General features: G+C 74.2%; 20 protein-coding genes. 13 read left to right on the top strand and 7 right to left on the bottom strand.

Annotated elements, in window-relative coordinates:
- Window positions 1-183: 183 nt before the first annotated feature.
- Window positions 184-1,491 (bottom strand): DUF2252 domain-containing protein, encoded by a 1,308-nt coding sequence (locus ACFWI8_RS20945; protein WP_387093644.1) that lies wholly within the window; start codon window positions 1,489-1,491, stop codon window positions 184-186.
- A 235-nt stretch (window positions 1,492-1,726) separates the two neighbouring features.
- Between ACFWI8_RS20945 and ACFWI8_RS20940 the strand changes: the two genes are divergently transcribed.
- Both ACFWI8_RS20940 and ACFWI8_RS20935 read left to right on the top strand, forming a co-directional pair.
- Entirely contained in the window at window positions 1,727-2,710 is a 984-nt protein-coding gene (locus ACFWI8_RS20940) for a helix-turn-helix domain-containing protein (RefSeq protein WP_387093641.1), read from the top strand.
- Window positions 2,711-2,827: 117 nt separating this feature from the next.
- On the top strand, window positions 2,828-5,038 hold the full coding sequence (locus tag ACFWI8_RS20935; protein ID WP_387093639.1) for a bifunctional serine/threonine-protein kinase/ABC transporter substrate-binding protein: 2,211 nt from the start codon (window positions 2,828-2,830) through the stop codon (window positions 5,036-5,038).
- Between the two features lie 4 nt (window positions 5,039-5,042).
- On the opposite strand, the gene ACFWI8_RS20930 is transcribed toward ACFWI8_RS20935, so the two are convergent.
- Together ACFWI8_RS20930 and ACFWI8_RS20925 are read right to left on the bottom strand one after the other, a co-directional pair.
- Window positions 5,043-8,066, bottom strand: coding sequence for a BTAD domain-containing putative transcriptional regulator (locus ACFWI8_RS20930; RefSeq protein ID WP_387093637.1), 3,024 nt, complete (start codon window positions 8,064-8,066; stop codon window positions 5,043-5,045).
- A 115-nt stretch (window positions 8,067-8,181) separates the two neighbouring features.
- Window positions 8,182-10,197 carry a hypothetical protein gene (locus ACFWI8_RS20925; protein ID WP_387093635.1) on the bottom strand — a complete coding sequence of 672 codons (2,016 nt, stop codon included), beginning with the start codon at window positions 10,195-10,197 and terminating at the stop codon, window positions 8,182-8,184.
- 155 nt (window positions 10,198-10,352) lie between these two features.
- On the opposite strand from ACFWI8_RS20925, the gene ACFWI8_RS20920 reads away from it, so the two are divergent.
- The 5 genes from ACFWI8_RS20920 (at window position 10,353) to ACFWI8_RS20900 (ending at window position 14,867) form a co-directional block, all read left to right on the top strand.
- Entirely contained in the window at window positions 10,353-10,775 is a 423-nt protein-coding gene (locus ACFWI8_RS20920; RefSeq protein ID WP_387093632.1) for a VOC family protein, read from the top strand.
- Window positions 10,776-10,949: 174 nt separating this feature from the next.
- On the top strand, window positions 10,950-11,738 hold the full coding sequence (locus ACFWI8_RS20915) for a DeoR/GlpR family DNA-binding transcription regulator (RefSeq protein WP_387093629.1): 789 nt from the start codon (window positions 10,950-10,952) through the stop codon (window positions 11,736-11,738).
- 73 nt (window positions 11,739-11,811) lie between these two features.
- Window positions 11,812-13,095 (top strand): ABC transporter substrate-binding protein, encoded by a 1,284-nt coding sequence (locus ACFWI8_RS20910; RefSeq protein ID WP_387093626.1) that lies wholly within the window; start codon window positions 11,812-11,814, stop codon window positions 13,093-13,095.
- A gap of 3 nt (window positions 13,096-13,098) precedes the next feature.
- Window positions 13,099-14,043 (top strand): carbohydrate ABC transporter permease, encoded by a 945-nt coding sequence (locus ACFWI8_RS20905; RefSeq protein ID WP_387093623.1) that lies wholly within the window; start codon window positions 13,099-13,101, stop codon window positions 14,041-14,043.
- Window positions 14,040-14,867 (top strand): carbohydrate ABC transporter permease, encoded by an 828-nt coding sequence (locus ACFWI8_RS20900; protein WP_387093620.1) that lies wholly within the window; start codon window positions 14,040-14,042, stop codon window positions 14,865-14,867. The genes ACFWI8_RS20905 and ACFWI8_RS20900 overlap by 4 nt, the downstream gene beginning before the upstream one ends.
- 20 nt (window positions 14,868-14,887) lie before the next feature.
- Here the strand turns inward: ACFWI8_RS20900 and ACFWI8_RS20895 are convergent, their stop codons facing one another.
- Entirely contained in the window at window positions 14,888-15,703 is an 816-nt protein-coding gene (locus ACFWI8_RS20895) for a phytanoyl-CoA dioxygenase family protein (RefSeq protein WP_387093618.1), read from the bottom strand.
- 56 nt (window positions 15,704-15,759) lie between these two features.
- Here ACFWI8_RS20895 and ACFWI8_RS20890 point away from each other — a divergent pair, with 56 nt between their 5' ends.
- From ACFWI8_RS20890 to ACFWI8_RS20880, 3 genes are all read left to right on the top strand, one after another.
- The gene (locus ACFWI8_RS20890) at window positions 15,760-16,593 is read left to right on the top strand and encodes a helix-turn-helix domain-containing protein (protein WP_387093616.1); all 834 of its coding nucleotides are present in this window, start codon (window positions 15,760-15,762) and stop codon (window positions 16,591-16,593) included.
- Window positions 16,594-16,678: 85 nt separating this feature from the next.
- Window positions 16,679-17,125, top strand: a complete 447-nt coding sequence (locus tag ACFWI8_RS20885) for an Rrf2 family transcriptional regulator (protein WP_387093613.1) — start codon at window positions 16,679-16,681, stop codon at window positions 17,123-17,125.
- 98 nt (window positions 17,126-17,223) lie between these two features.
- Window positions 17,224-18,690 (top strand): MFS transporter, encoded by a 1,467-nt coding sequence (locus ACFWI8_RS20880; protein WP_387093610.1) that lies wholly within the window; start codon window positions 17,224-17,226, stop codon window positions 18,688-18,690.
- On the opposite strand, the gene ACFWI8_RS20875 is transcribed toward ACFWI8_RS20880, so the two are convergent.
- The gene (locus ACFWI8_RS20875) at window positions 18,627-19,223 is read right to left on the bottom strand and encodes a TetR/AcrR family transcriptional regulator (RefSeq protein ID WP_387093607.1); all 597 of its coding nucleotides are present in this window, start codon (window positions 19,221-19,223) and stop codon (window positions 18,627-18,629) included. The two genes, ACFWI8_RS20880 and ACFWI8_RS20875, sit on opposite strands and share 64 nt — an antisense overlap.
- 138 nt (window positions 19,224-19,361) lie before the next feature.
- On the opposite strand from ACFWI8_RS20875, the gene ACFWI8_RS20870 reads away from it, so the two are divergent.
- Window positions 19,362-20,306: an alpha/beta hydrolase family protein gene (locus ACFWI8_RS20870; RefSeq protein ID WP_387093604.1), complete on the top strand. Its 945-nt coding sequence runs from the start codon at window positions 19,362-19,364 to the stop codon at window positions 20,304-20,306.
- A gap of 85 nt (window positions 20,307-20,391) precedes the next feature.
- Here ACFWI8_RS20870 and ACFWI8_RS20865 read toward each other — a convergent pair whose 3' ends face one another.
- Window positions 20,392-21,594: an NAD(P)/FAD-dependent oxidoreductase gene (locus ACFWI8_RS20865; RefSeq protein ID WP_387093601.1), complete on the bottom strand. Its 1,203-nt coding sequence runs from the start codon at window positions 21,592-21,594 to the stop codon at window positions 20,392-20,394.
- A gap of 108 nt (window positions 21,595-21,702) precedes the next feature.
- Window positions 21,703-22,344: a phage tail tip lysozyme gene (locus ACFWI8_RS20860; protein ID WP_387093598.1), complete on the bottom strand. Its 642-nt coding sequence runs from the start codon at window positions 22,342-22,344 to the stop codon at window positions 21,703-21,705.
- 181 nt (window positions 22,345-22,525) lie between these two features.
- Here ACFWI8_RS20860 and ACFWI8_RS20855 point away from each other — a divergent pair, with 181 nt between their 5' ends.
- Both ACFWI8_RS20855 and lnt read left to right on the top strand, forming a co-directional pair.
- The gene (locus tag ACFWI8_RS20855) at window positions 22,526-23,164 is read left to right on the top strand and encodes a class I SAM-dependent methyltransferase (protein WP_387093595.1); all 639 of its coding nucleotides are present in this window, start codon (window positions 22,526-22,528) and stop codon (window positions 23,162-23,164) included.
- A gap of 75 nt (window positions 23,165-23,239) precedes the next feature.
- Entirely contained in the window at window positions 23,240-24,925 is a 1,686-nt protein-coding gene (gene lnt, locus ACFWI8_RS20850) for an apolipoprotein N-acyltransferase (protein WP_387093593.1), read from the top strand.
- The last annotated feature ends 128 nt before the right edge of the window (window positions 24,926-25,053 follow it).

Below are 25,053 nucleotides of genomic sequence, written 5' to 3'. Positions count from 1 at the left end.
ACCCACACCACCGCCCCCTGCTGACCCCGCCGGCTGTTTGTGGCGGGGGGCCGGCCGGCCCCGGGGCCGGCCGCCGACGCGATCGGCTCAGGGCGCTCCCGGTGCGGAACGGCCCGCTGCCGTGGGCGCTCTCGCCGCAGAGCGCCATCCCGCGTGGTGCGCGCCGTCGCCGTGGAGGCGGCGCTACAGGCCGGGTATGCGGCCGTTGCGGAAGAGGTCGACGAAGATCTGGTGGTCGGCCCTGGCCCGGGCGCCGTAGCGGTGGGCGAAGTCGACCAGCAGTTCCGGCAGGCCGGCCTCGTCGGCCGCGAGGGCCTCGTGGATCGCCCGCTCGGTGGAGAACGGGACGAGGGAGTGGCCGCTCGAGTCGTCCGCGGCGGCGTGCATCGTCGCCGTGGCGCGGCCCAGGTCGGCGACCAGCTCGGCGATCTCGGTCGGGTCGTCGATGTCGGACCAGTCCAGGTCGACGGCGTACGGCGACACCTCGGCCACCAGCTGCCCCGCGCCGTCCAGCACGGTCCAGCCGAGCCACTGGTCGGCGTGGGCCTGGAGGGCCCGCTGCGAGATGACGGTGCGGTGCCCCTCGTGCTGGAAGTAGGAGCGCACCCGCTGGTCCGTGACATGCCGGGAGACCGCGGGGATCTGCGCCTGCTTGAGGTAGATCACCACGTCGTTCTCCAGGGCGTCGCTGTTGCCCTCGAGCAGGATGTTGTAGGAGGGCAGGCCCGCGCTGCCGATGCCGATCCCGCGGCGGCCGACGACGTCCTTGACGCGGTAGGTGTCGGGTCGGGACAGGCGGGAGGGCGGCAGCGTCTCCAGGTAGCCCTCGAAGGCGGCCAGCACCCGGTCCCGGTGCTCCGCGTCGAGTTCGACCGCGCCGCCGCCCGGCGTGAACCGACGTTCGTGGTCGCGGATCTCGGTCATCGAGTCGAGCAACTCGAAGCGGGTCCGCTTCCTGGCGTCCCGCAGCGCGCCGAGCAGCGGACCGCGGGCCGTGTCGAGCGTGAACGGCGGCACCTCCGCCGCGGTGGCGCCGGCGGCCAGCACCGCGACGCGCTCGCGGTAGGCGGCGGCGTAGGCGCGGACCAGGTTGCCGATCACGTCGTCGCTGAGCGCCTTGGTGTGCCCGAGCAGCGCGACCGAGGCGGCGAAGCGCTTCAGGTCCCACAGGAACGGGCCGACGTACGCCTCGTCGAAGTCGTTGACGTTGAAGACCAGCCGCCCGTTGGCGTCCATGTAGGTGCCGAAGTTCTCGGCGTGCAGGTCGCCGTGGATCCACACCCGCGAGGTGCGCTCGTCCAGGAACGGGCCCTCGGCGTGGTCCTCGGCCAGGTCCCGGTAGAAGAGGCAGGCCGTGCCCCGGTAGAACGCGAAGGCGGAGGCGGCCATCTTGCGGAACTTCACCCGGAACGCGGCCGGGTCGGCCGCGAGCAGCTGACCGAAGGCGGTGTCGAGGACGGCGAGTATCTCCTCGCCACGTTGGGATGACATCGCGAGGTGCCTCCTGGGTGCCCGGTGCTCGCCTCGGAGGCTACCCGCGGCCGACCGGGCGACGGGGCGTGCGCCGAAGGAGTTTGCCGAACCCGTACCCGCGGATCACCGCCCGTTGGTGCACCCACGGCGCGTCGATGTCGAATTCCGCCGCCCTGTCTCGACGTAGCAGGAGAAGGCCGGGCCCTCGCCCGGACTCCCGCCAAATCGGAAAGGGGACCGTACGGTGCCACGGATGCTCAGCCACGTGTTCCACAGTGACGACCTTCCGGCGGCCGACCGGCTGGCCGCCTGGCACGAGGTCGTCGCCCGGTCGCTGGTACCCAGCCGGATCGAGGCGCGCCGGCACGGGGACTTCCACGCCTCGTTACGGGCCGGGGCGCTGGGGCCGGCGCGGGTCAGCGCCTCGTCCTACTCCTCGCTGCGGTCCCGGCGGACGACGCGGATGATCAGGCGGTCGGATCCGGAGACGTACGTGGTGGCGACCTCCCGCCGGGGACGGCAGGTGCTCGACCAGGCGGGCCGCCAAGCCACCGTCGGCGAGGGCGCGTTGGTGGTGCTCCCCAGCTTCCGTCCGTTCGAGGCGATCGTGGAGGTCGGAGACGGCACGGCCGAGACGCTGATGTGTCAGTTCCCCCGGGCCCTGCTGCCGCTGCCCGAGCGCGCCGCCGAGCGGCTGTTCGGGCGGCCCCTGCCCGGCCGGGACGGGGTCGGCGCGCTCCTGGTCGACTTCCTCGCGCGACTGGACGCCGACGCCGACGCGTACCTGCCGGGAGACGGGGCCCGCCTCGGGGCGGTGCTGCTCGACCTGGTCGCCGCCGTCCTGGGCCATCACCTGGAGGCCGAGAAGCACGTCCCGCCGGAGTCGCGGCGCCGCGCGCTCCACCTGGAGGTGCTCGCGTTCATCCAACGCAACCTCGGCGACCCGGAGCTGACGCCGCCGGTCATCGCCGCCGCCCACCACATGTCGTTGCGCGCCCTGCACCGGCTCTTCCAGGACCAGGGGCGCTCCGTGACCTCGCACATCAGGCACCAGCGCCTGGAGCACGCCCGCCGCGACCTGGCCGACCCCGGCCTGGCCGACCGGCCCGTGCACGCCATCGCGGCCCGCTGGGGCTTCACCCACCACGCCGCCTTCACCCGCGCCTTCCACGCCGCCTACGGCCTCCCGCCCCGCGACTACCGTCGGCTGGCGGGCCGAGGCGGAACACCCGGATAGCGGGACCCAACTCGCTTTCCTTTCCCGCTGCTTGCGGCACGCCGGAGGCAGGCGTCCGGCAAAATGGGTCGGCTGGCGACGGGAGTCGCGGCCGCGAGCGGGAGGGGAGCTGGGGGCGTGGCGGAGTTGGCGGGGCTGGCCGACGGGGATCCGCGGCGGGTGGGGCGCTACCGGGTGTTGGCCCGGCTCGGCGCGGGCGGCATGGGGCGGGTCTTCCTGGCGCGCTCACCCGGCGGGCGGCCGGTGGCCGTCAAGGTGGTGCGTTCGGAGCTGGCCGAGGACGCGGAGTTCCGGCGGCGCTTCGCGCGGGAGGTGGCGGCGGCCCGGCGCGTCAACAGCTTCTTCACCGCCGGGGTGGTGGACGCCGACCCCGGGGGCTCGCCACCGTGGCTGGCCACCGCGTACGTCGCGGGGTTGTCGCTGAACGAAGCGATCTCCGCGCACGGACCCTGGCCCGAGACCTCGGTGCGGGCGCTGGGCGCGGGACTCGCCGAGGCGCTCGAGGCCATCCACGAGACCGGGCTCGTCCACCGCGACCTGAAGCCGTCGAACGTGCTGCTGGCGCGGGACGGCCCGCGCGTCATCGACTTCGGGATATCGCTGGCGATGGGCTCCACCGCGCTGACCATGACCGGGGCCGTCGTGGGCACGCCCGGGTTCATCGCGCCCGAGCAGCTGAGGAACGGCGAGGCGGGCCCGGCGAGCGACGTCTTCTCCCTCGGTGCCGTGCTCGTCTACGCGGCGAGCGGCACGGGCCCGTTCGGCGAGGGAACGGCGGAGGAGGTCAACTTCCGCGCCGCCTTCGAGCCGCCCTGGCTGCGCGACGTTCCGCCGGGACTTCGGGGGTTGGCGGGCCGCTGCCTGGAGAAGGAACCCCGGCTGCGGCCGAGCGTCGCCGAGCTGCTCGCGGCACTCGCGTCGGACACCGGCACGAGCCCCCTGGTGGCGGGGGAGTGGCTGCCGGCGCCGGTGTCCCACGCGGTGCGGGAGCGGACCGAGACCCCGCTGCCCAGCACCCCGCCGGCCCCCACCCCGAGTCTCCCCGAGGCCCCGCCGCCACTCGGCGCGCTCGGCCCCGCGGCGCCCGCCGGGCCGCCGGGTCGTGGCCCCTCGCGACGCGCGCTGCTGGCCGCCGCCGGGGCGACGGCGGTGGTCGCCGGCGGCGGCGTGCTCGCCTGGCGTCTCGCCGGCGGCGGCGATGGGGGCGACGCGAGCACGGGCGGCGACACCGGCGGTGACGTCGCGGCAGGGGAGAGGACCGTGCGGATCGCCGTCCAGGGGGACCTGAGCGGGAGCAACGCCGACATCGGCCGGGAGATGCTCGACGCCGCCCGACTCGCCGTCGACCAGGCGAACGCCTCGGGCGACCACCCGGGCCTCCGCTTCGAGGTCGTCGAGGCCGACGACCAGGGCGCGGAGGCGCGCGCCGCGACGGCGGCCCAGACCGCGATCGACGACGGCGACGTCGTCGCGGTGGTCGGCCCGGCGTCGTACGAGACGGTGCTGGCGGCCGGCCCCCGGTACAGCGGGGCCGGTCTCGCCTTCGTGGTCCACTCCGTCACCGAGGCGGAGCTCGCCGGGCAGGGCTTCGTCACCCTGCTGCGCGCGGTGCCGGACGACCGGCAGTCGGGCACCGCGATCGGCGAGTTCCTCGCCCGGCACCCGGCCGTCTTCGGCGTGACCGTGATCGACAACGAGACCTCGTACGGCGTGGCGGTGGCCAACGAGGTGCAGGCGGTCCTGGTGAGCGACGACACCCACTACCTGGAGAGCCGGCAGTCCGTCGCGAGCGACGAGACCGACCTCGAAGGACTCGCCCGGGAGATCACGGACTCCGACGCGGACACCGTGGCGTTCCTCGGCGAGGTCGACCAGGCGAGCGCGCTGGCCACCTCGCTCGACGCGGCGGACTTCGTCGGGCCCCGGATCACCGGGAACCGGGTACTGGACCAGGGCTTCCTCGACCGGGCGGGACAGTCGGCGGAAGGATGGTTCCTCGCCTCCTTCGTGGTGGATCCGTTCACCGACGACGCCACGACGGAGTTCGCCGGCCGCTTCGACGAGGCGTACGGCCGGCAGCCGGGCTACTTCGCGGCGCGCGCCTACGACGTCACCAGGTTGATCACGGAGGCGGTGGCCGGCCTCGACCCCGAGGCGGTCGACCGGGACACGGTGTTCCAGGCGTTGACCCGGGCCAGCCACGAGGGCGTCACCGGCGTGATCCGCTTCGGCCGCGACGGGGAGTACGGCGGATCCGGGCCCCACCTCTACCAGGTCACCGACGGCGCGTTCGCCCCCCTCGGCCGCATCGAGGAGTACGACCCCTGACCCGTCACGCCCGCGGTGGTTCAGGGGCGTCGAGCCTGGCCCGCAGTTCGGCGGCCAGCGGCAGGGACCCGGCCTCGTAGCCGGCGAGCGCCCGCCGCCAGTGGGCGCGGGCCATGGCGTGGTCCCCGAGCCGGGCCCGCAGGTCGCCGATCCCCGCGTGCGAGTGGGCCTGCGCCACGCGTTCGCCGGCCTCGACGGCGAGGGCCAGCGCCTCCTCGTGCAGGCGTAACGCCCGGGCCGGGTCGCCCGCCGCCGCGTGGGTGGCGGCCAGCGTGTTCATGGCCTCGACCATCAGCTCCGACTCGGCCACCGCGCGGGCCAGGGCGAGCGCCTCGCCGTGCAGGTCGAGCGCCCGGGCGAGTTCGCCGCGGTTCCGGTGGAGGGTGCCCAACTTGCCCAGGCACAGGGCCTCGATCTGCCGGTAGCCGGACTCGCGGGCGAGGGCCAGGCTGCGCCGCGCGTGGTCGAACGCCGCCGCCTCGTCCCCGAGCCGCGTGTGCACGTCGGCGAGGACACAGTGCGTGTTGGCCTCGACCGCCTTGTCGCCGTGGGAGGCGCAGAGTTCGAGCACGCTCTCCAGGCGGCGCCTCGCCTCGTCGAGTCGGCCGAGGGTGCGCAGCGTACGCCCCATGTTGACCAGGATCGCGCAGCGGACCCGCCAGTTGCCCGCGGCGCCGTTCAGCTCCAGCGCGCGCTCGAACTCCCGCATGGCCGCCGGCAGTTCCCCGCTGCGCAGCCGGACCCCCGCGAGGCCGTTGAGCACCGAGGCCTGGAGCGACCGGTCGCCGGCCCGCTCGTAGACGGCGAGTGCCCGCTGGAAGTGGCCGGTCGCCGCGTCGGGGTCGGCGCCCCACAGGTTCATCATCGTGCCGAGCACGCGCCGCGCGTTCGCCTCCGCGAGCTCGTCGCCGACCGTCCGGGCCGCCCGGAGCGCCCGGGTGTGCAGGGTGACCGCCTCGTCGAAGTAGCCGCCCACGCGCAGGTACAGGTGCACCGTCTCCGACAGGCGGGTGACGAACGTCGGATCGGCGTGCCGGGTGACCTCCAGCAGGTTGGCCCGTTCCGCGTCCAGCCAGCGCCGGGCGTCGTCGTGACCGGCGAACGTCAGGAGCGGCCCGTCGGGCGGCGGCACCTTCGGCCGGTGCGCGTAGTCGTGCGGCGCGAAGACGTCCATGGCGGCCGAGGCCGTGTACAGGTAGTGGCCGCGCAGCCGGTCGAGCGCCGCGGCGCGCTCGGCGGCGGGGTCGGTGGACTCGGCGAGCTCGGCGGCGTAGTCGCGCAACAGGTCGTGCCGCCGGTGCCGGCCGTCGCCGGTCTGGTCCACCAGGTGGGCGCGCAGCAGCACGTCCAGGCAGCCGCGGGTCTCCCGGAGCCCCAGCCCGGCCAGCACCGCGACAGCGTGCGCGTCGGTGTCGCGCCCGGGGTGCAGGCCGACGAGCCGGAACACCCGGGCCGCGGCGGGGTCGAGCCGCTGGTAGGACCAGGAGAACACGGAACGCACCGCCGTGTGCGGGTCGCCCTCGATGTCCAGCAGGTCCAGGGCGCCCTGCCGCTCGGCGAGTTCGCCGGTCAGCGCGGTGAGGCCGAGGGCGGGCCGCGACCTGATCAGCTCGGCGACGATCCGCAGCGCCAGCGGCAGCCGGACGCACTGGTGGACCAGCGCCTCGGCCGCCTCCGGTTCGGTCTCGACGCGGGCGCCGAGCAGCTCCCGCAGCAGGCGGCGGGCGTCCGCCGCGGGGAGCCGGTCGACGCGGACCCGGTGGGCGCCGTCCCGGGCGACGAGACCGGCCAGCGTGTCGCGGGAGGTGACGAGCGTGAAGCAGGACGGGGCGCCGGGCAGCAGCGGCCGCACCTGTTCGACGGCGTGGGCGTTGTCCAGCACGAGCAGCATCCGGCGCCCGGCGACCAGGGTGCGGAAGCGGGCGGCACGCTCGTCGAGCCCCTGGGGCAGCGCCGCGCCCTCCAGACCGAGTGACCGCAGGAACCCGGCCAGCGCGTCCTGCGGGGCGACCGGCTGGTCGGGTCCGTAGCCGCGCAGGTCGACGTAGAGCTGGCCGTCGGGGAACCTGTCCCTGGCGCGATGGGCCCAGCGCACCGCGAGCGCCGTCTTGCCGACGCCCGCGGTCCCGGACACCGCCGCGACGGCGGCCGGCGCCGACGCCAGCAGGCCGTCGAGCTCGGCCAGTTCGGCGTCGCGCCCCACGAAGTTCCGCACGTCGAGCGGGAGTTGCGCGGGGACCTCCGCGCGCCCGGGGTCCCCCCGGCGGTCGCCCGGGTCCGCCGTCCCGCCGGGCCCCAGCGGTTCGCCGTCGAGCACCCGGCGCTCCAGCTCCCGCAGTTCGGGCCCCGGCTCGACACCCAGCTCCCGCACCAGCGTCTCCCGGGCCGCGCGGTAGGCCGCCAGTGCGTCCGCCTGCCGCCCGGCCCTGGCCAGTGCCGTCATCAGCAGCGCGTGGAACCGTTCGTGCAGTGGGTGTTCACGCACCCGCTGGAACAGCTCCGCCACCACCTCCGTGTGCCGGCCGCGGGCCAACTCCGCCTCGTACAGCGTCTCCAGGGCGACGAGGCGGCGCTCGACGAGTCGATGCACCCAGTCGTCGAGGAGCGGGAGGTCGACCCCGGTGAACGGCGCCCCCCGCCATAACTCCAGCGCCGCGCGCAGCGCCGCGGCCGCGCCCGGCGGGTCCCGGCGGGCGGCGATCTCAAGAGCCTGCTCGACCGACGACTCGAACCGCTCCGCGTCCAGCTCGCCCGGCTCCACCCGCAGCCGGTAGCCGGCGGGCCCCAACGCGAGCCGGTCCGACTCCCCGAGCTTGCGGCGCAGTCGGTGCACCTGGAGCTGGAGCCGCTGCCCGCTACGGGGATCCGGCCGGTCGCCCCAGAGCGCCTCGGTGAGCACGTCCGTCGGCACCGGCCGCCCGGCGCGCGCCAACAACACGGCGAGCAGGGTGCGTTCCAGCCGCCCGCCGAGGGCCTCCGCCCGCCCGTCCCGCCGGATCGCCACGTCGCCAAGCACCTGGAACTCCACGTCCCGCGCCCTCCCCCCGCGCACCCGTCGCCCGGGGTGGCGGCTGACGGGGTGTCACGAGTCGATGCTCCCAGAGGCGAATGGCGAGAGCAAAGCGCGCGGGGCGGCCGTGGGGCTACTCGGGGGTGTCCACGGGCAGCGGGGTCCGCCGTACCGAGCTGCGGCCGCGCACGTCGTAGTCCTGGGCGAGTCCGGTGGAGTGCAGCCGGCCGATGTCGGCGTTGTCGAACGTCATCCAACCGATCTTGGCGACCTTGCCGTCGTCCCAGTTGTACCGATCCCACACGTTGACCTGGTAGTCGAGGCGGGCCTCCGGACGGCCGGTCGGTCCCGGCTCCACGGTGACCACGCCGGCGACGTCCAGTTCGGCGTGGCCCATCGCCAGGCGCCAGTTGGCGTCGTCGAACTCGAACCCCCGGGTCCCGGTGCGCACCGGGAAGGCGACGGGCCGGCCACCGCTCTCCCGGAACGCCTCCGTCGCCTCCCGCGCCCACTCCTCCCGCTTCGCCGAGACCGCCGTGTCGACCGCCCGGCCGACCACGGCCGAGTCCTGGAGCATGCTGTCGACGTCGACGTCGAGCGGGCTGCCCGAGCCGTCCAGGTAGTGGTCGAGCAGCCCGGCCGCGTCCTCGTAGCCGAGGGCCTCCGCCACCGTGCCGCCGGCCTCCAGCTCGGCCTGCAACGCGTAGTCGCGGACCAGGGGTTCGGCCACGTCGTACGCCCCCGCGCCCTCGTCGTAGCGGCGGTCCGGCGGGGCGGACAGCAGGCCGGCGTCCGTCAGGGCCTCGCGGTGCGCCGACCAGAACGAGGCCCGCGCGCCGGGGTCCATCTCGGCGAAGGCGCTCCGCAGCGCCGCCTCGCGCTCCGCCCGCACCTCGATGCCGGCGTCGCCGGCCTCGTGCGAGGCCCAGAGCGCCACCACGGTGCGCTGGGTGCGCAGTTCGCGGTCCAGCTCGGCGGCTGGCGGACGGGAGGCGGCGTCCATCAGCCGGCCGAAGTCCTCGAACCGCTCCCGCCCCAGGCCGCCGGCGTCCCGGGGCGGCAGCTCGGGATCGTCGTTGACGCCGAGGAACGCCAGGGCCCCGGCGGGCAGGCGGTCCCGGCCGCCGCCCACCGCCGGGTCGGTCAGCATGACGATGCCGTCGGCGACGCGCGCCAGGGCGTCCGCCAAGGGGGCGCCGCGCGCCGGGTCGAGCGCGAGCGGCCCGCCGGCCAGGGCGCCGAGGGCGGCGAGTTCGCGGGCGTCGAGGCGGGCGTAGAAGTCCTCCAGGTAGGCGAGTTGACCGGCGTCGAGTCGGGAGCCCGACAGCGGCCGGCCGGTGAGCGGGTCGTACAGCTGGAGCCCGATGGCCGCCAACGTCTCGGTGTGGCGGCGCAGCGCCTCGGGGTCGGGCGAGCCGGCGGCCAGTTCGCGGGAGATCTCGTCGGCGGCGAATCCGGCCATGCCGGAGGTGGTCCAGAGACCGAGCGGTCCGTCGGTCACGTCGTAGTCCAGGTCGCCGAGTTCGGCGCCGTACTCCGCCAGCCGGCGCCGGTACTGGGTGATGGCCTCGCCCACTTCCCGGGACGTCTCCCCGGCCCGGTCGACGACCGCCGTCAGATGCCGCAGCCTGATCAGCGCGGGCCGGGACAGCGCGCCGCCCGCGCCGGGGGTCGGCAACGCGTCGTCGCCGAACGCGCCGGCCTCCAGTGGGGGAGTCTCGGCGAACTCCCGGCGCGCCCGCGCCAACTGCTCGGTGAAGTAGGCGTCGAGCCCGGTCTCCCCCTCGACCAGCGCGTTCACCTCGTCGACCGCGTCCAGGGCCCGGTTCATGGCGCGGACCAGCAGGCCGGTCACGCGGTCCAGGTCGGCGCCGTTGCCCTGGAGCCCGCGCGCGGTGGCGTCGATCCGCTCGGCGCCGTCGACCACGGCCTTGCCGTCCAGCCGGGCCGCGTCCTCGCCCGCCCGGGTGGCGGCCTCCGCCAGCTCGCCCGCGTCCCCGGCCTCGGCCGCGGCCCGCGCGTACGTCGCCGCGGTGTCCGCCATGCTCTCCGGGTCGATCTCGTCGACGAACGACTCGCGCCGCCGCCACGGCGAGCGGCCGAGCGCCGCCTCGACGTCCTCGCGGGTGAAGTCGACCGTCCCGGCCACCGCGCCTCCCTGCGGGCCGCTTTCCGTGTGCGAACACAGCCTAGCCGCGGGCCCGTGGGCGGTGGCGGACACAACCTGTCCGCCACCGCTGGAAGTCTGCGGTCACCGGCATCAACCCGGCCCTCCCGGGCCACCTAACAACTTACGGAGCCACCATGTCCATCGCGACGACGACCCACCTGAACTTCCGGGGCGACGCCCGCGCGGCGCTCGACTTCTACCACTCCGTCTTCGGCGGGCGCACCGTCGCCGTCACCCAGCGGGACGCGGGGAACGTCCAGCACCCGGACGAGGCGGAGTGGGTGATGTGGGGCGAGGTGGTCGGCGACAACGGCTTCCACGTCATGGCCTACGACGTGCCCTCGCACCTGCCGTACAACCCGGGCGAGAACGCCGTGTTCGTCTCCGTGCGCGGCGACGACCCGGCCGAGATCACCGAGCTGTGGGGGAGGTTGACCGTCGGCTCGACCGTCGTGCGCCCGTTGGAGCCGGCGCGGTGGGCGCCGCTGTACGGCATGCTCAGGGACCCCTTCGGCGTCACCTGGGTCCTTGACGTGGCCGTCCCCCACGCATCGTGATGTGAAGTTACAAGCGATTCCGTTACGTTCAGCCCCCGTGCGTCGGGCCTCCGCCCGCGCTCGGGGGCTCTCACCGCTGTGACCGGCGAGGAGAAGTTCTGTCCTGAGTGTTAACAACACAGCTGGCCTGTTATAGCTTTCTGCCGCCTTCCCTCGGCAGCGAGGATTCGGACCATGACTATGGACAGAAGTGGTCGGCGCGGCCCCGAGCAGCGTCGGCAGGACATCGCCGACGTCGTTCTCTCCGCGGGCTCCGTCGCCGCCGCCGAGCTCGCCGGGCGGTTCGACGTCAGCCTCATGACGATCCATCGCGACCTCGACGAGTTGGAGCGCCGGGGGATCGTGCGCAAGCACCGCGGTGGCGTCACCGCCCAGCCGTCCGGGGTGTTCGAGAGCAACGTCGCCTACCGGTTGAAGTCGATGGGGCCCGCCAAGGACGCCATCGCCGAGCGCGCGGTCGGGCTGATCGAGCCGGGCATGGCCGTCCTGCTCGACGACTCGACCTCGGCGCTCGCGCTGGCCCGCCGGCTCGCCGGGATCACACCGCTGACCGTCGTCACCAACTTCCTCCGGATCATCAACCTGCTCGCCGGCGAGCGCGACATCCGGCTGATGGCGCTGGGCGGCGACCACGACCCGCTGCACGACTCCTTCCTCGGGGTCTCGTGCGTGGACGCGATCGAGGCGCTCAACGTCGACCTGTGCTTCGTGTCCACCTCGGCGGTGTCCGAGGGGTTCGCCTACCACCAGGAGCAGCACATCGTGTCGGTCAAGCGGGTCATGCTCCGGGCCGCGGCCCGCAACGTGCTGCTCCTGGACCACTCGAAGCTGGGCCGGGTCGCGCTGCACCGGGTGGCGCCGCTGACGGCGTTCGACCGCGTCATCGTCGACGACGGCGCGGATCCACGGGCGTTGCGTGACCTGGACGAGCGGAACGTCCCCTACGAGGTGGCGACGACCTGAGCGGCGTCGCCCCGCGGGCCGGGGCCGGGGCGGACAGAGCGTGGCGTGAGTTCGTGAATTCAAGGAGGAATTTATGAGAGCGTCGATACCGAGCATCCCCTTCGACCGCCGCCGTTTCCTGCGGCTGGCGGGCGGTGCCGCCGCCGTGACCGCGCTGCCCGCGGCGCTGACGGCCTGCGGCGGTGGGTCGTCCGGCGGCTCAGGATCGCTGCGGCTCGTCGGCGTCTCCGACCAGCAGGCGCCGCTTGACCTGCTCACCGCGGAGTACGGCGCCGCCGAGTTCGAGACCTCGTACTCCCCGACCGACCAGGTGCAGACCTCGCTGCGCACCCAGTTGGGCGCCGGCAACGCGCCGGACGTGCACGTGGTCTACCCGGGCAACGGCAGCGCGATGAGCATGGCGCAGATCGCCGAGGCCGGGCTGCTCACCGACCTGAGCGACCAGGCGTGGACCCGGAACATACCCGACAACTTCAAGCCGGCCTTCCAACTCGACGGCAGGACCTACCTCTACTCGGCCGGCGCCAGCGTGATCGGCGCGATCTACAACCGGAGCGTCTTCCAGGAGGCCGGCGTCGAACCGCCCAGCACCTGGAGCGAGTTCATCCAGGTCTGCGAGGCGGTCAGGGCCACCGGGCGGGTGCCGATCGCGCTGGGCGCGCAGACCCAGTGGGTCACCCAGCTCATCAGCTACGCGCTGGTGCCGTCCACCGTGTACGCCGGGAACCCGGACTTCGACAGCCAGCTGCGGGACGGCTCGACGAGCTTCGCCGACTCCGGCTGGGCCGACGCCTTCGAGATGTACCTGGAGCTCCGCGACCGGGGGTTCTTCAACGACAACCCCAACGGCACGACGTTCGAGCAGCAGACCGCCATGGTGGCCACCGGCGACGCCGCGATGGCCGTCCAGGTCTCGGCGGTGCTGCCGGACTTCCGCGCCGCCGCCGCGAACCCCGACGATCTGTCGATGTTCCCGGTGCCCGGCGCGGACGCCGCCGACGACGTGTGGATCCCGGCCGGTGTCGTGGTCGGGCTCGGCGTCAGCGCGGGCAGCCGCAACCAGGCGGCGGCCCTGGAGTTCGTCGAGTTCCTCGGCGAACAGCGCAACATCAACGCCTGGGCCGAGGCCATCGCCTGCGTGCCGCTGGTGCGCGACGCCGAGTCCCGCGTCGACCCGGTGCTCGAACCGTTCCTGCCGTTCCTGGACGGCGACCGCGCGGTCCCCTTCATGGACCAGGCGTGGCCCAACGCCGAGGTCCAGCCCGCCCACTTCGCGGTGGTGCAGGAACTGCTCGGCGACCGGATCACGGTCGCCGAGGCGCTGAACCGGCTGGACGAGACCTACCGGCAGGAGTAGGCCATGCCCACGACGTTCTCTACGCATCCGCCAACCCGGCGGCGAGGGCGGGCGTTCGGCGGGTCGCCACGGCGGGGCGGCTTCCTGACCCCGCCGTGGTGGTTCGCCGCGCCTGCCCTGCTGGTGTACGCCCTGGTGGTGCTGTACCCGAGCCTCAGCGGCATGGTCTACGCCTTCACCGACTGGAGCGGCATCGGCGACCGCTCGTTCACCGGGCTCGCCAACTTCCGGGAGCTGTTCCGGGACGACGCGGCCCGTGGCGCGCTGGGCAACACGCTGGCGCTGACCGTCGCCGTCGTCGTCGTGCAGAACGGCATCGGCCTGCTGCTCGCCCTCGGCGTGCACACCCGCATCAGGTCACGCGGCGTGCTGCGGGTGGTCTTCTTCGCGCCCGCCGTGGTCAGCCCGGTCATGGTGGCGGTGCTGTGGAAGTACGTCTACAACCCGGCGCCGGACGCCGGCCTCAACGCCGTCCTCGGCGCGCTCGGCCTCGGCGGCCTGCGGCAGGACTGGCTGGGCGACCCGTCGTTGGCCCTGTGGTCGGTGGCCGGGATGGTGGTCTGGCAGTTCGCCGGCTACTCGATGGTCATCTTCCTGGCCGGTCTCGCGGGGGTGCCCGACGAGCTGCACGAGGCCGCGATGATCGACGGCGCCGGACGCTTCCAACGCTTCCGGCACGTCACCTGGCCACTGCTCGCGCCCGCGCTCACCATCAACGTCATGCTGTCGACCATCGGCGGCCTGAAGCTCTTCGACCAGGTCTACGCGGCGACCAGCGGCGGCCCGGGACACGCCAGCGAGACGCTGTCCACAGTGCTCTTCAAGGAGGCGTTCGTCTTCGGTAACTACGGCTACAGCACGGCGATCGCGCTGGTCCTCGCGCTGTTCGTGGCGGCGGTCTCGCTCGTGCAGATCCACTACCTGCGCGGCCGGGAGGTGAGCGCGTGAGACTCCGCTACGGGTTCCGCACCTTCCTGCTGGAGATCGTGATGGTCGCCGTCGCCCTGGCGTTCCTCTTCCCGGTGTACGCGCTGATCGCCCTGTCGCTGAAGGACGAACAGGCCATCGCCGCCGAGCCGTTGGCGCCGCCGACCGAGCCGACGTTCGACAACTTCTCCCGCGCCTGGTCGCAGGCGGCGCTCGGCGAGGCGCTGCTGAACAGCACGCTCATCACGGTGCTCAGTCTGGTGGCGCTCATCGCGACCGGGTCGTTCGCGGCCTACTTCCTGGCCCGCTGCGCGTCCCGCCTCGGCTACCGGCTGTACGTGCTGTTCCTGCTCGGCATCGTGCTGCCGTTCCAACTCGGCATGATCCCGCTGTTCACGTTCTTCGACTCGATGGGCCTGTTGGGCAGCTACCAGGGGATGATCCTCTTCTACACCGGCATCCAACTGCCGTTCACGGTCTTCCTCTACACCGGGTTCATCCGGGCGCTGCCGGCGGAGTACGCGCACGCCGCGCTGATCGACGGCGCCACCCACCTCCAGGCCTTCACCCGGGTGGTGTTCCCGCTGCTGCGACCGATCACCGGCACCGTGCTGATCCTCAACGCCGTGTTCGTCTGGAACGACTTCTTCACCCCGCTGCTGTACCTGGGCGGGTCGGCGCGCGAGACGGTGCCGGTGCGGGTCTTCGCCTTCGTCGGCCAGTACGTCTCCGACTACGGTCTGGTCTTCGCCGGGCTCGTGCTGGCGTCACTCCCGATCATCGCCGCCTTCCTGTTCCTCCAGCGGTACGTGATCAGGGGCTTCGCCAGCGGCATGAAGGGCTGAGGAGGTCGGCGGGGCGGCGGCTAGGGAGCCGCCGCCTCCTGCCAGCCCTCGCCGCAACTGCCGCCGTCGGCCGCCTCGGTCACGGTGACCTCGTCCCCCTCCGGCGTGAGCAGCGGGTTGTAGAAGCGCGCTATCTCGGTGCTCGACCGCGGCACGTAGTGGAAGATCAGCGAGCGCCGGAAGCGGTCGGTCGTGTGGTTCGGTCCCGAGCCGTGGACCAGGCTGCCGTGGAAGAAGAGCACGTCGCCGGCGCGCATCTCGGTCTGGACCTCCGGCATCCCCGGGGGCAGTTCGACCCCCTGCGTGGTGAAGGACTCCGAGCGGTCGGCCTCCTTGGGGCACTCCAGCTCGTACCGGTGTGATCCGGGCGCCACCCGGAGCGCGCCGTTGGCCGCGTCGCAGTCGTCCACCGCGATCCAGGCGGCGAGACAGGTCTCGGGGTGGGCCCGCAGGAACAGGTTGTCCTGGTGCAGCGCCTGGCCCCGGGCGGTGGGCGGCTTGAAGTAGAACATCGACTGGGCGCCGAGCGGCGGGCCGATCAGCTCCGCCACCCGCGACAGGATCCGCGGGTCGAGCATCCAGCGCCTGGCGAGCCGCCCCGCCGCCCGGTCGACGTGCCGGTGCGGATGGACGAAGCGCGGGTAGCGGGCCAGCACGTCGTCCTCGGGCACGTGGTCGTCGTGTCCCATGGACCGGTCCCGCTCGACCTGTGCCATGAAGACGTCGCGGATTTCCTCGATCTCGGCCGACTTCAGGAGCGCGCGTTCCAGGACCACCCCGGTGCGCGCGTACTCGTCGGCGAGCCCGGTTCCGGGCTCACGCACGATGGTTGGCATACCAGCGATTCTGCGGCGGGGCCCGCGCCACGGGTATGGCAGAACGCGGCGCACCCATGGAAGATTCTGCTGTGCACGGCCAACGACCGCGTGCCGAGTCACGCAGCCCGGTGATCGACCAGCTGGAGGGCGGCCGACTGCGCGAAGGGCCCGAGTACGCCACCTTCCGCAGCCGCGGGACGACCGACTGGCTGCTGATCCACACCGTCGCCGGCGCCGGGCAGTTGACCGGGGTGGACGGGAGCCTGCGCACCGCGGTCGGCGACGCGGTCCTGCTGCGCCCCGGCGTGCTCCACGACTACCGGACGGCGCCCGACGAGCCGTGCTGGGAGATCGTCTTCTCGCACTTCCACCCCAGGCGCGCCTGGCTGCCGCTGCTCGACTGGCCCCAGCCGGTCACCGGCGTCGGCCGGGTCCGCACCAGCGGCGAGGCGCACCGGCGCGTCGCCGCCACGCTGACGCGCGCCGCCCATGTCGGCGCAGGCACGCTGCGGCAGGCCACCGCGTTCGCGATGAACGCGCTGGAGGAGGCGCTGCTCTGGTGCGACACGCAGAACCCGCTGACCGCCCGCATGGACGAGCGGCTGCTGCGCGTCATCGACCACGTGGACGCCCATCTGGCCGAGCCGTTGACCGTCGACCGGCTGGCGGCGAGCGTGCACCTCTCGCCCTCCCGGCTGACCCGCCTGTTCGCCGAGCACCTGGGCACCACCCCGCAGCGCTATGTGGAGCGGCAGCGGATGACCCTCGCGAAGCAGCTCCTCGACCTCACCAACCGGCCGGTGGCCGCGATCGCGCGCGAGCTGGGGTGGCGCGATCCCCTCTACTTCTCCCAACGCTTCCGACGGTTCACCGGGATGAGCCCGACGGCCTACCGGCGACGGCGGTGAGGGCGCGCGGGATTGACGCACTCCGCAACTGGCACTAGCGTGGTTGCAGTTCGGTCGGTGGTGCGCCGCCGGGGAAGGGGTCGTGGTGAGCGTCAGCAGCAGGAGCGCGGTGGCGATCCACGCGCTCACGATGCTGGCGCGCTGGCGGGATCGCACGCTGACCTCCGGTGGGATCGCGGACAGCCTGGCGAGCAACCCGGTCCTGGTGCGGCGGATCCTGGGCAACCTGCGGGACGCCGGCCTGGTCCGGTCCATCGAGGGGCGCCACGGGGGCTGGCAACTGGCCCGCCCCGCGCGGGAGATCACGCTGTACGACGCGTACGCCGCCGTCGAGGCGGGCCCGGTGCTGTCCCGGCATCCGCATCCGCCGAGCGAGGCGTGCGAGGTGGGGCGCAACATGCAACACCTGCTCGCCGTCGAGTTCGAAGCGGCGGAGCGGGCCATGGAGGAGCGGCTCGGCCGGACGACGATCGCCCAACTGGCCGGGCGGGTGCTCGACATCGAGCGCGAGGCCGCGCGGCGGGGCGACTGACAGAGCGACGACGGAGGCGGGTTCCTCCGTCGTCTCCGACATCCAAAATGTAACCGTCGTGGTGGCGGTTGCGGACTTCGAAGGGGCGGATTCGCCGCATGACTTCCCCACCGACGACGAGCGAGCGGAACGACCGAGGGCTCGCCCTGCTGGCCGTGCTGATGGCGGCGATCCTCGTCACCGTCACCGCCAGCGACATGGTCAACCTGATGCTCCCGACGATCGGGGCCGAGTTCGGGGCCTCCGAGGCCGAACTCGCCTGGGTCGTCACCGGCTTCCTGCTGGTCTTCGCGGTCGGCGTCCCGCTCTACGGCCGGGTCTCCGACCGGGTCGGCCTGCGGCGGCTCTTCGCCTTCGCGCTGCTGACGTACGCCGCGGGCAGCCTGCTCTGCGCCGTCTCCCCGAACCTGCCGGCCCTGGTGGCCGGGCGGATCGTGACGGGCGTCGGCGCGGCCGCGATCCCGGTGCTCTCGGTCATCGCCGTCACCCGGCTGCTGCCGGCGGATCGGCGCGGCGTCGGCATCGGCGTGGTCTCCGCCGGCGCGGGCATCGGTACGGCCGCGGGGCCCGCGGTGGGCGGCGGGATCGGCGAGGCGTTCGGCTGGCCCGCGCTGTTCTGGATCATGCTCGGGGTCTCGCTGCTGTTGCTGCCCGCGGTCTGGCGGGTGCTGCCGGACGAGCGCCCGTCCGGCGCGGGCCCGCTCGACCTGCCCGGCGGCGTGCTCCTCGGCCTCGGCGCCGGGCTCGCCCTGTTCGGCATGACCCAGGCGCAGGTCTCCGGCTTCGCCGCGCCCTCGTCCTGGGGCAGTCTGCTGATCGCCGGCGCGGCGCTCGCGCTCTTCTGGCGACGCACCGTCAGTATCGACCAACCCTTCGTGCCGCCCGCCCTGTTCGCCAACCGGGTCTATCGGACCGGCCTGCTCGTCGCCTTCCTGGCCATGACGGTCAACCTGGGCGGCCTGGTGTTCGTCCCGCTGTTGGTCATCGAGGTCAACGGCCTCGACCCGGGGGAGGGCGCGCTGGTCATGATCCCGGCCGGGGCCGCCGTCGCGCTGTGCTCGCCCCTGATCGGCCGGCTCGCCGACCGGGCCGCCCCCCGGCCCCTGGTGCTGGCCGGGCTCGCCCTGATGGGGCTGTCCGCCCTGTGGCTCTCGGCCCTCACCGACGGCTCCTCGGTGCTCCCGGCCGGCGCCGGGATCCTCGGGATCGGCATCGGCTTCATGCTCGTGATGACCACCGTCATCGGCGCCGCGGCCCGCGAGCTGCCGGCCGAGCGGGCGGGCGTCGGCCTCGGCATCCTGCAGGGCGCCCAGTTCCTGGGGGCCGGCACCGGGCCCGCCGTGTTCGGCGTGCTGGCGTCCGCCAGGGCGAGCGGTGGCGGCGGCGCCCTCAACCCCCTCTACTCCGGCGAGGACGGCGCCGCCTACTCCGACGTCTTCCTCGCCATGGCCGCGGTCGTCGCCGGCACGTTGGTCGTCGCCGCCCGGATGCGTCCCGCCGCTCAGCCGGAGGAGGGCCGACGCAGCCCCGCGACGAGGATCCCGACCAGGCGACGGGCGTCGTAACGGGGGTCGTCGCCGGCGCCCGCGCAGAGGTTGCCGACGCCGCGCATCAGCTCGTAGGCGCCCGGGGCGGAGCGGATCTCCGCCGAGCCGGTGGCGGCGTCGAGGAGTTCGGCGCACACCGGGACCAGTCGTTCGAGGAAATAGGAGTGCAGCGGGGCGAACCGGTCGTCCTCGGACTGGAGGACGGTGGCGAGGCCGTGCTTGGTGACCAGGAAGTCGACGAAGAGGTCGATCCACCGGCCGAGCGCCGCGTAGGGGCTCGGGCCGTCGGCCAGCAGGGCAGGCCCTGCCTCGGCGAGCGCCTCGACCTGGTGCCGGTAGACGGCGACGATGAGGTCCGCCCGCGTCGGGAAGTGGCGGTAGATGGTGGCCGTCCCGACGCCGGCCCGGGCCGCGATCGCGCGGACCGGGGCGTCGACACCCGACGTGACGAAGACCGCGGCGGCCGCGTCCAGCAGGGCCTCCTGGTTGCGGCGGGCGTCCGCCCGCCTGGGCCTCGTCGCCCGCTCCACGCCGCGCTCGCCGCCGTTCACCGCACCGTCTCCCTCGTCGCCGTGCCACCACGACGTTGCTAACCGGGACAGTGTCCCGTATCTTCGAAAACGGGACAGCGTCCCGTTTCCCTCATGGTGGCAGATCGGCCGCCGAACGGCCAGCAGAAAGGCATGCTTATGACCACAACGGCAGGGGTCGCGACGGACGTCGTCGGCACCGCGCCCGCCCCGGTCGTCTCGGTGAGGCCGGTGACGCTGGAGGCGCCCGGCCGTGGCGAGGAGCTGCGGGCCAGGGTCTCCGCCCCGACCACCGGCGACGAACTGCCGGTCGTCCTCCTCTCGCACGGCTTCGGCTCGTCGCTCGACGGCTACGGCCCGCTGGCCGACTTCTGGGCCGCCCACGGCCTGGTGGTGGTCCAGCCCACCCACCTCGACTCACGGACGGTGGGCCTCGCACCTGACGACCCCCGCACCCCCGACATCTGGCGCGTCCGCGTCGACGACCTGAGGCGCGCCCTCGACCAGCTCGACACGGTGGAAGCCGCCGTGCCCGGTCTCGGCGGCCACCTCGACCGGAGCAGGGTCGCCGTGGCCGGCCACTCCTACGGCGCGCAGACCGCCGGCAGCCTGCTCGGTCAGCGCGTTCTCGACCCGGCGGGCACGCCGGGCGACGACCTCTCGGACCCGCGGATCAGGGCCGGCGTGCTGCTCGCCGCGGCTGGCACCGGCGGAGCCGCCCTGTCCCCGTTCGCGGCCGAGCACTTCCCGTTCATGAACCCGGACTTCACCACCATGACCACGCCCGCCCTCGTCGTCGCCGGCGACAAGGACGACTCCCCGTTGTCCGTCCGTGGCCCCGAGTGGTTCACCGACCCCTACCACCTGAGCCCGGGCCCCAAGAGCCTGCTCACCCTGTTCGGCGGCGAGCACTCGCTCGGCGGGATCGCCGGCTACGAGATCCGCGAGACCACCGACGAACACCCCGGGCGCCTCGCCCTGCTCCAGCGCGTCACCCTGGCCTACCTCCGCCACGCGCTGGGTGTCGGGGACGCCGACTGGACGGCGGTGCGGAGGGCGCTGGCGGAGAGCGACGCGCCGCTGGGGCGGATCGAGTCCAAGTGACCCGCCCGGCGACGCCGGGCGCGGCGCGAACGCCGGGCCGCCGTTGACCACGGCCGGGTCGAGGGTGAGCGTGGCCCCCGCTTTGTCAGGCCGTCCGCTCGGCGATGGTCGGTTCCGCGGGGCGCGCGGCCAGCAGCCGCTGCCGCCTGGGGCCTCCCGAGACCCGGTGCAGGCCGTACGAACCCGGCTTGCGGGCCTCGCCGGCCAGCTGCTTGATGATGCTTCGGCACACGAACTCCTTGAGCCGCGCGCCGGGCCGGCCGGCGACGTGGAACCCCAGCGCGACGTCGTACCGGTGGGCGAACTGGAAGATGCCGGCGCCCCGACCCAGGCTGACGCACTGGCCGGCGAACGCCTGGTTCAGCGGCTCAGGACGCTCGCCCGCGATCCGGCTGAGCACCGTGTCGGCGGCCCGCGCGCCCAGCGGGATCGCGGCCTGGCAGCTCATCCGCAGCGGCAGGTCGGACGGCGCCGCCGCGTCCCCGGCCGCGACGACGCGCGCGTCGTCCACGCTCGTCAACGTCTCGTCCGTGCGCAGGCGCCCCAGCGCGTCGGTGCTGAGGCCGCTGCGCGCGGCCAGGTCCGGTACGCCGAAGCCGGCGGTCCAGATCGTCACCTCGCTCGGCAGCTCACGCCCGTCGGCCAGCCGCACGGCGTCCCGCGTCACCGCGGTCACCTTCGCGCCGGGCCCTTGGAGCACGGTGACCCCGAGCTTCGCCAGCCGGCCGGCGACCGAGCGCCGGCCCCTGGCGTGCAGGTAGGGGCCGAGCACCCCGCCGCAGGCCAGGGTCACGGCGCGGCCGAGCTCCGCCAGCTCGGCCGCGGTCTCGATGCCGGTCGGACCGGCCCCGACGACGGTCACCGGGGCCGTCGCGGGCACGGCGTCCAGGACCGGCCGCAGCCGCCGCGCCTCCTCCAGGTCGGCGATCGGGTAGGCGAACTCGGCCGCGCCCGGCACGCTCGGGTCCGCGCTGCCGCTGCCCACCGCGTAGACCAGGTAGTCGTAGCCGACCGGGTCCCCGGCGGCCAACGTCACGCGGCGCCCGGCCGTGTCGATCCGGGTCACGGTGTCGACGACCAGCCGGACCCGCTCGCCCAGCACGTCCCGGTAGTCGACGACGGCGTCGTCGGACCCGCCCACCAGTTGGTGCAGGCGGATCCGATCGACGAACGTCGGGCGCGGGTTGATCAGCGTCACCGTCACGTCCTCGCGCCGCGTCAGGCGGTTGGCCGCCATGACGCCGGCGTACCCGCCGCCGATCACGACCACGTCGGTGTTCTCAGCCATGGTGTCTCCTCCGATTCGAGGTGTTCGGCCTCAAGACACCGGACGGCCGGTCGTTGTGACAGCGTGTGAGTCAGATCACCCCACAGGCGGGTGCCGGGGCGTGGCCGGTCAGGGGTGCGCGGCGCGGTAGGCGGACAGGGCCTGCTGTGCGAAGGGGCGGCGCTTGTGGAACACCTGCTGGACGCGGGGGTTCGAGCGGGGCAGCTTGGCGTTGCCCTGGAGGATGGCGCCCGGCACCTCGAAGTCGTAGACGACCTCGTCGCAGGCGTCCTCCACCTTCACGCCTGGTTTCTTCAGCGCCGCCCGGACCCCCTTGAAGCCGGTCTTGAGCTCCCCAGCCAGGTAGTCGATCTGGTCGTCCATGTCGAAGACCGCCTTGGCGCCGAGGCCGGGGTGGCCTTCGAACGGGTGGGTGAACAGTCCGGCGCGGCGCGGCGGGAACGTCCACTGCGCCAGGCCGATGCCCGGCCGCGCGGGGCCGATGTGCTGGGCCGCGTTCCGCTTCATGATGGCCTCCGGGGTGTGGTCCACCACTGCGCCGTTGAAGTTCTTCGACCGCATGGGGGTGCCCTCGGCACTGCCCTCGACCCGGTTCGGGATCACGCCGGACTCGGCCGCGAGATTCCCGACGATCCCGGCGGCCCCGTTGACCGGGTAGTCGTAGTGGTCCACCAGACGCTCCATGACGTGCAGCATCCTCTTGTCGAGGCTCTTCTTCTCCCAGTGCGCGTCCTTGGTCGTGTCAGCCATGATCGTCCGATCTCCTCGTATCGGTGTGTCGCTTTGTCGATTTGCCCTCCGGGTTTCCGGCGCGCGGCATCGATAACCCGACGGCCCGGCACCAGGTCGGATTATCGGGATCGCGAGTGCGCCGGTGGCCCCTATCGTCGGAGGCGTCGCCGCCCACGCCGCAGAGGATCAGGAGCGATCGATGGTTCGCCGGGAGCCCTTCCAGCACCCCCGCTTCGCGCGGGCCTACCTCGGCATCGCGGAGCGGGCCGACCGCCGGGGCGGCGCGCGGCACCGGCACCGCCTGCTCGCCGGGCTGCGCGGCCGCGTCCTGGAGGTCGGCGCCGGCCAGGGCCGCAACTTCGCCCACTACCCGCGAGAGGTGCGGGAGGTCGTCGCCGTCGAGCCCGACGACACGCTGCGCGCCGAGGCCGGCCGAACCGCCGCCGACGCGCCGGTCCCGGTGTCCGTCACCGCAGGGCACGCCGGCCGGCTGCCGGCCGCCGACGGCACCTTCGACGCCGTCGTCTGCTCGCTCGTGCTCTGCACGGTCGACGACCCGCCCGCGGCGCTCGCGGAGGCCGCCCGCGTGCTGCGCCCAGGCGGCCAGCTGCGCTTCTACGAGCACGTCCGCTCCCCGCGCCGCTGGGCCGCGCTCCTCCAGGACGCCGTCACCCCGGTGTGGCGGCTGGCCGCCGGTGGCTGCCACCCGAACCGCGACACCGAGGCCGCGATCCGCGCCGCCGGCTTCACCGTCGACCGGGTCGACCGCCTCACCTTCGCCTTCTCGCCGCTCTCCCCGCGCCTCAGCCACGTCATCGGCGCCGCCACCCGCCCCTGACCGGGGTGCCCGACCGCCGACCGGAACCAGGGGGGACACTGGGCAAGGCAGACCACCGCGGAGAAGACTGCACCTGTGACCACGACTGACCAACCAACCCGGACCACCGGCGCACCCGGGGCGGAGCCCACCGGCCGCCGCCGGCGCCTCGACCGGAGCACCCTCACGGCGGGCGCCACCGCGGCCGCCGGCGGACTCCTCCTGGCGGCGGCGTTCCCGCCCCTCGGCTGGTGGCCGCTGGCCGCGGTCGGGCCCGCGCTGCTGCTGGTGGTCCTCCGGCGGCGCCGGGCCCGAGCGGCCTTCGCCCTCGGCACCGTGTTCGGGCTGGCGTTCTTCGGCCCCCACCTGGTGTGGCTGACCAACCTCGGCCCACTGCCCTGGGCGGCCCTCACCGTCATCCAGGCCCTGCTGCTCGGCGGGCTCAGCTGCGCGGTGCCCGTGCTGACCCGACTGCCGGCCTGGCCGCTGTGGGCGGCCGCCTGGTGGGTGGCGGTCGAGGCCCTCAGGTCCCGCGTGCCGCTCGGCGGCTTCCCCTGGGGGCGGCTCGCCTTCAGCCAGGCCGACGCCCCCACCCTCGGGTGGGCCGCGATCGGCGGCGCCCCGGCCGTCAGCGCGGTCGTCGCGCTCGCCGCCGCCTGCCTGGCCGCCGTCCTCACCACGCTCCCGCCCGCGGCCCCCTCCGCGACCCGGCGCGGCCGCGCCGTCGCCGCGACCGGCCTGCTGGCCGCGCTCGCCGGCTGCGCCGCCGGCGCCGCGTTCCTGCCGGCCGCCGCCAGGAGCGGGGACGAGCAGGCCACGGTCGCCGTCGTGCAGGGCAACGTGCCGCGCGGGCGCACCCTGGAGGAGCAGGCCAGGGTCCGGCAGGTCGCCGAGAACCACGTCGCCGCCACCCGCGAGCTGGCCGCCGACATCCAGGCCGGCCGGGCACCCCAGCCCGACCTGGTGCTGTGGCCGGAGAACGCCACCGACCGCGACCCGCGCGAGGACCCGACGCTGCGCGGTCCCATCTCGCAGGCGGCCGCCGAGGTCGGCGCGCCCATCGTGGTCGGCGCCATCCTGGACGGCCCGGGCGACCGCATCCGCAACGCCAGCCTGCTGTGGGACCCGGAGACCGGCCCCGGGCCCTACTACACCAAGCAGCACCTCGTGCCCTTCGGCGAGTACATCCCCGCCCGCGGCCTCCTCGGCGGCTTCGGCGACCTCCAGCTCATCCCGCGCGACTTCGCCCCCGGCGAAGGGCCGGTGCGCCTGGACGTCGGGCCCGTCCGGCTGGCCTCGTCCATCTGCTACGAGGTCGCCTACGACGGCCAGGTCCGCGAGGCCGTGCGCACCGGCGCCAACCTGATCGCCGTGCCCACCAACAACGCCACCTACATGCGCGACGACAACCTCGCGGAACCCGAACAGCAGCTGGCCATGTCCCGGCTCCGGGCCGTCGAACACGACCGCTCCGTCCTGCACGCCTCGACCACCGGCATCAGCGCCGTCATCGCCCCCGACGGCTCGGTCACCGCGGCCACCGGCCCCTGGACCCGCGAGGTGCTCACCGCCACCGTGCCGCTGCGCACCGACACCACCCTCGCCACCCGGCTGGGCGCCGTCCCGGAGACGGGCATCGCCCTGGCCGCCGCGGCGGCCACGGCCCTGGGCGTGGTCCGCGCCCGCCGCGCCCGCCGCGCGGCGGCGGAGCCGGCGGCCGACTCGGCGGCGGAGCCGGCTGCCGACCCGAACGCGCCGGAGCCCGGCACGCGGCACGACTGAAGCGATGGTCGGGCCCCGCTGCGGGGAGGACGAAGGCGGGGCCCGACGGGGGGCGCAGCAGACCCTACGCCCGGACGCGGCGGAAAGCGCCGGGCGTGCGGCGGTTGTTCCCGCGGCCGTCGTGCGGC

This window comes from Streptomyces sp. NPDC127098 (assembly GCF_042722465.1).
Taxonomy (GTDB): Bacteria; Actinomycetota; Actinomycetes; order Streptomycetales; family Streptomycetaceae; genus Streptomyces; species Streptomyces millisiae.
The sequence above is the reverse complement of the archived record's forward strand: the minus strand, read 5'-3'. Positions and strand labels throughout refer to the sequence as shown.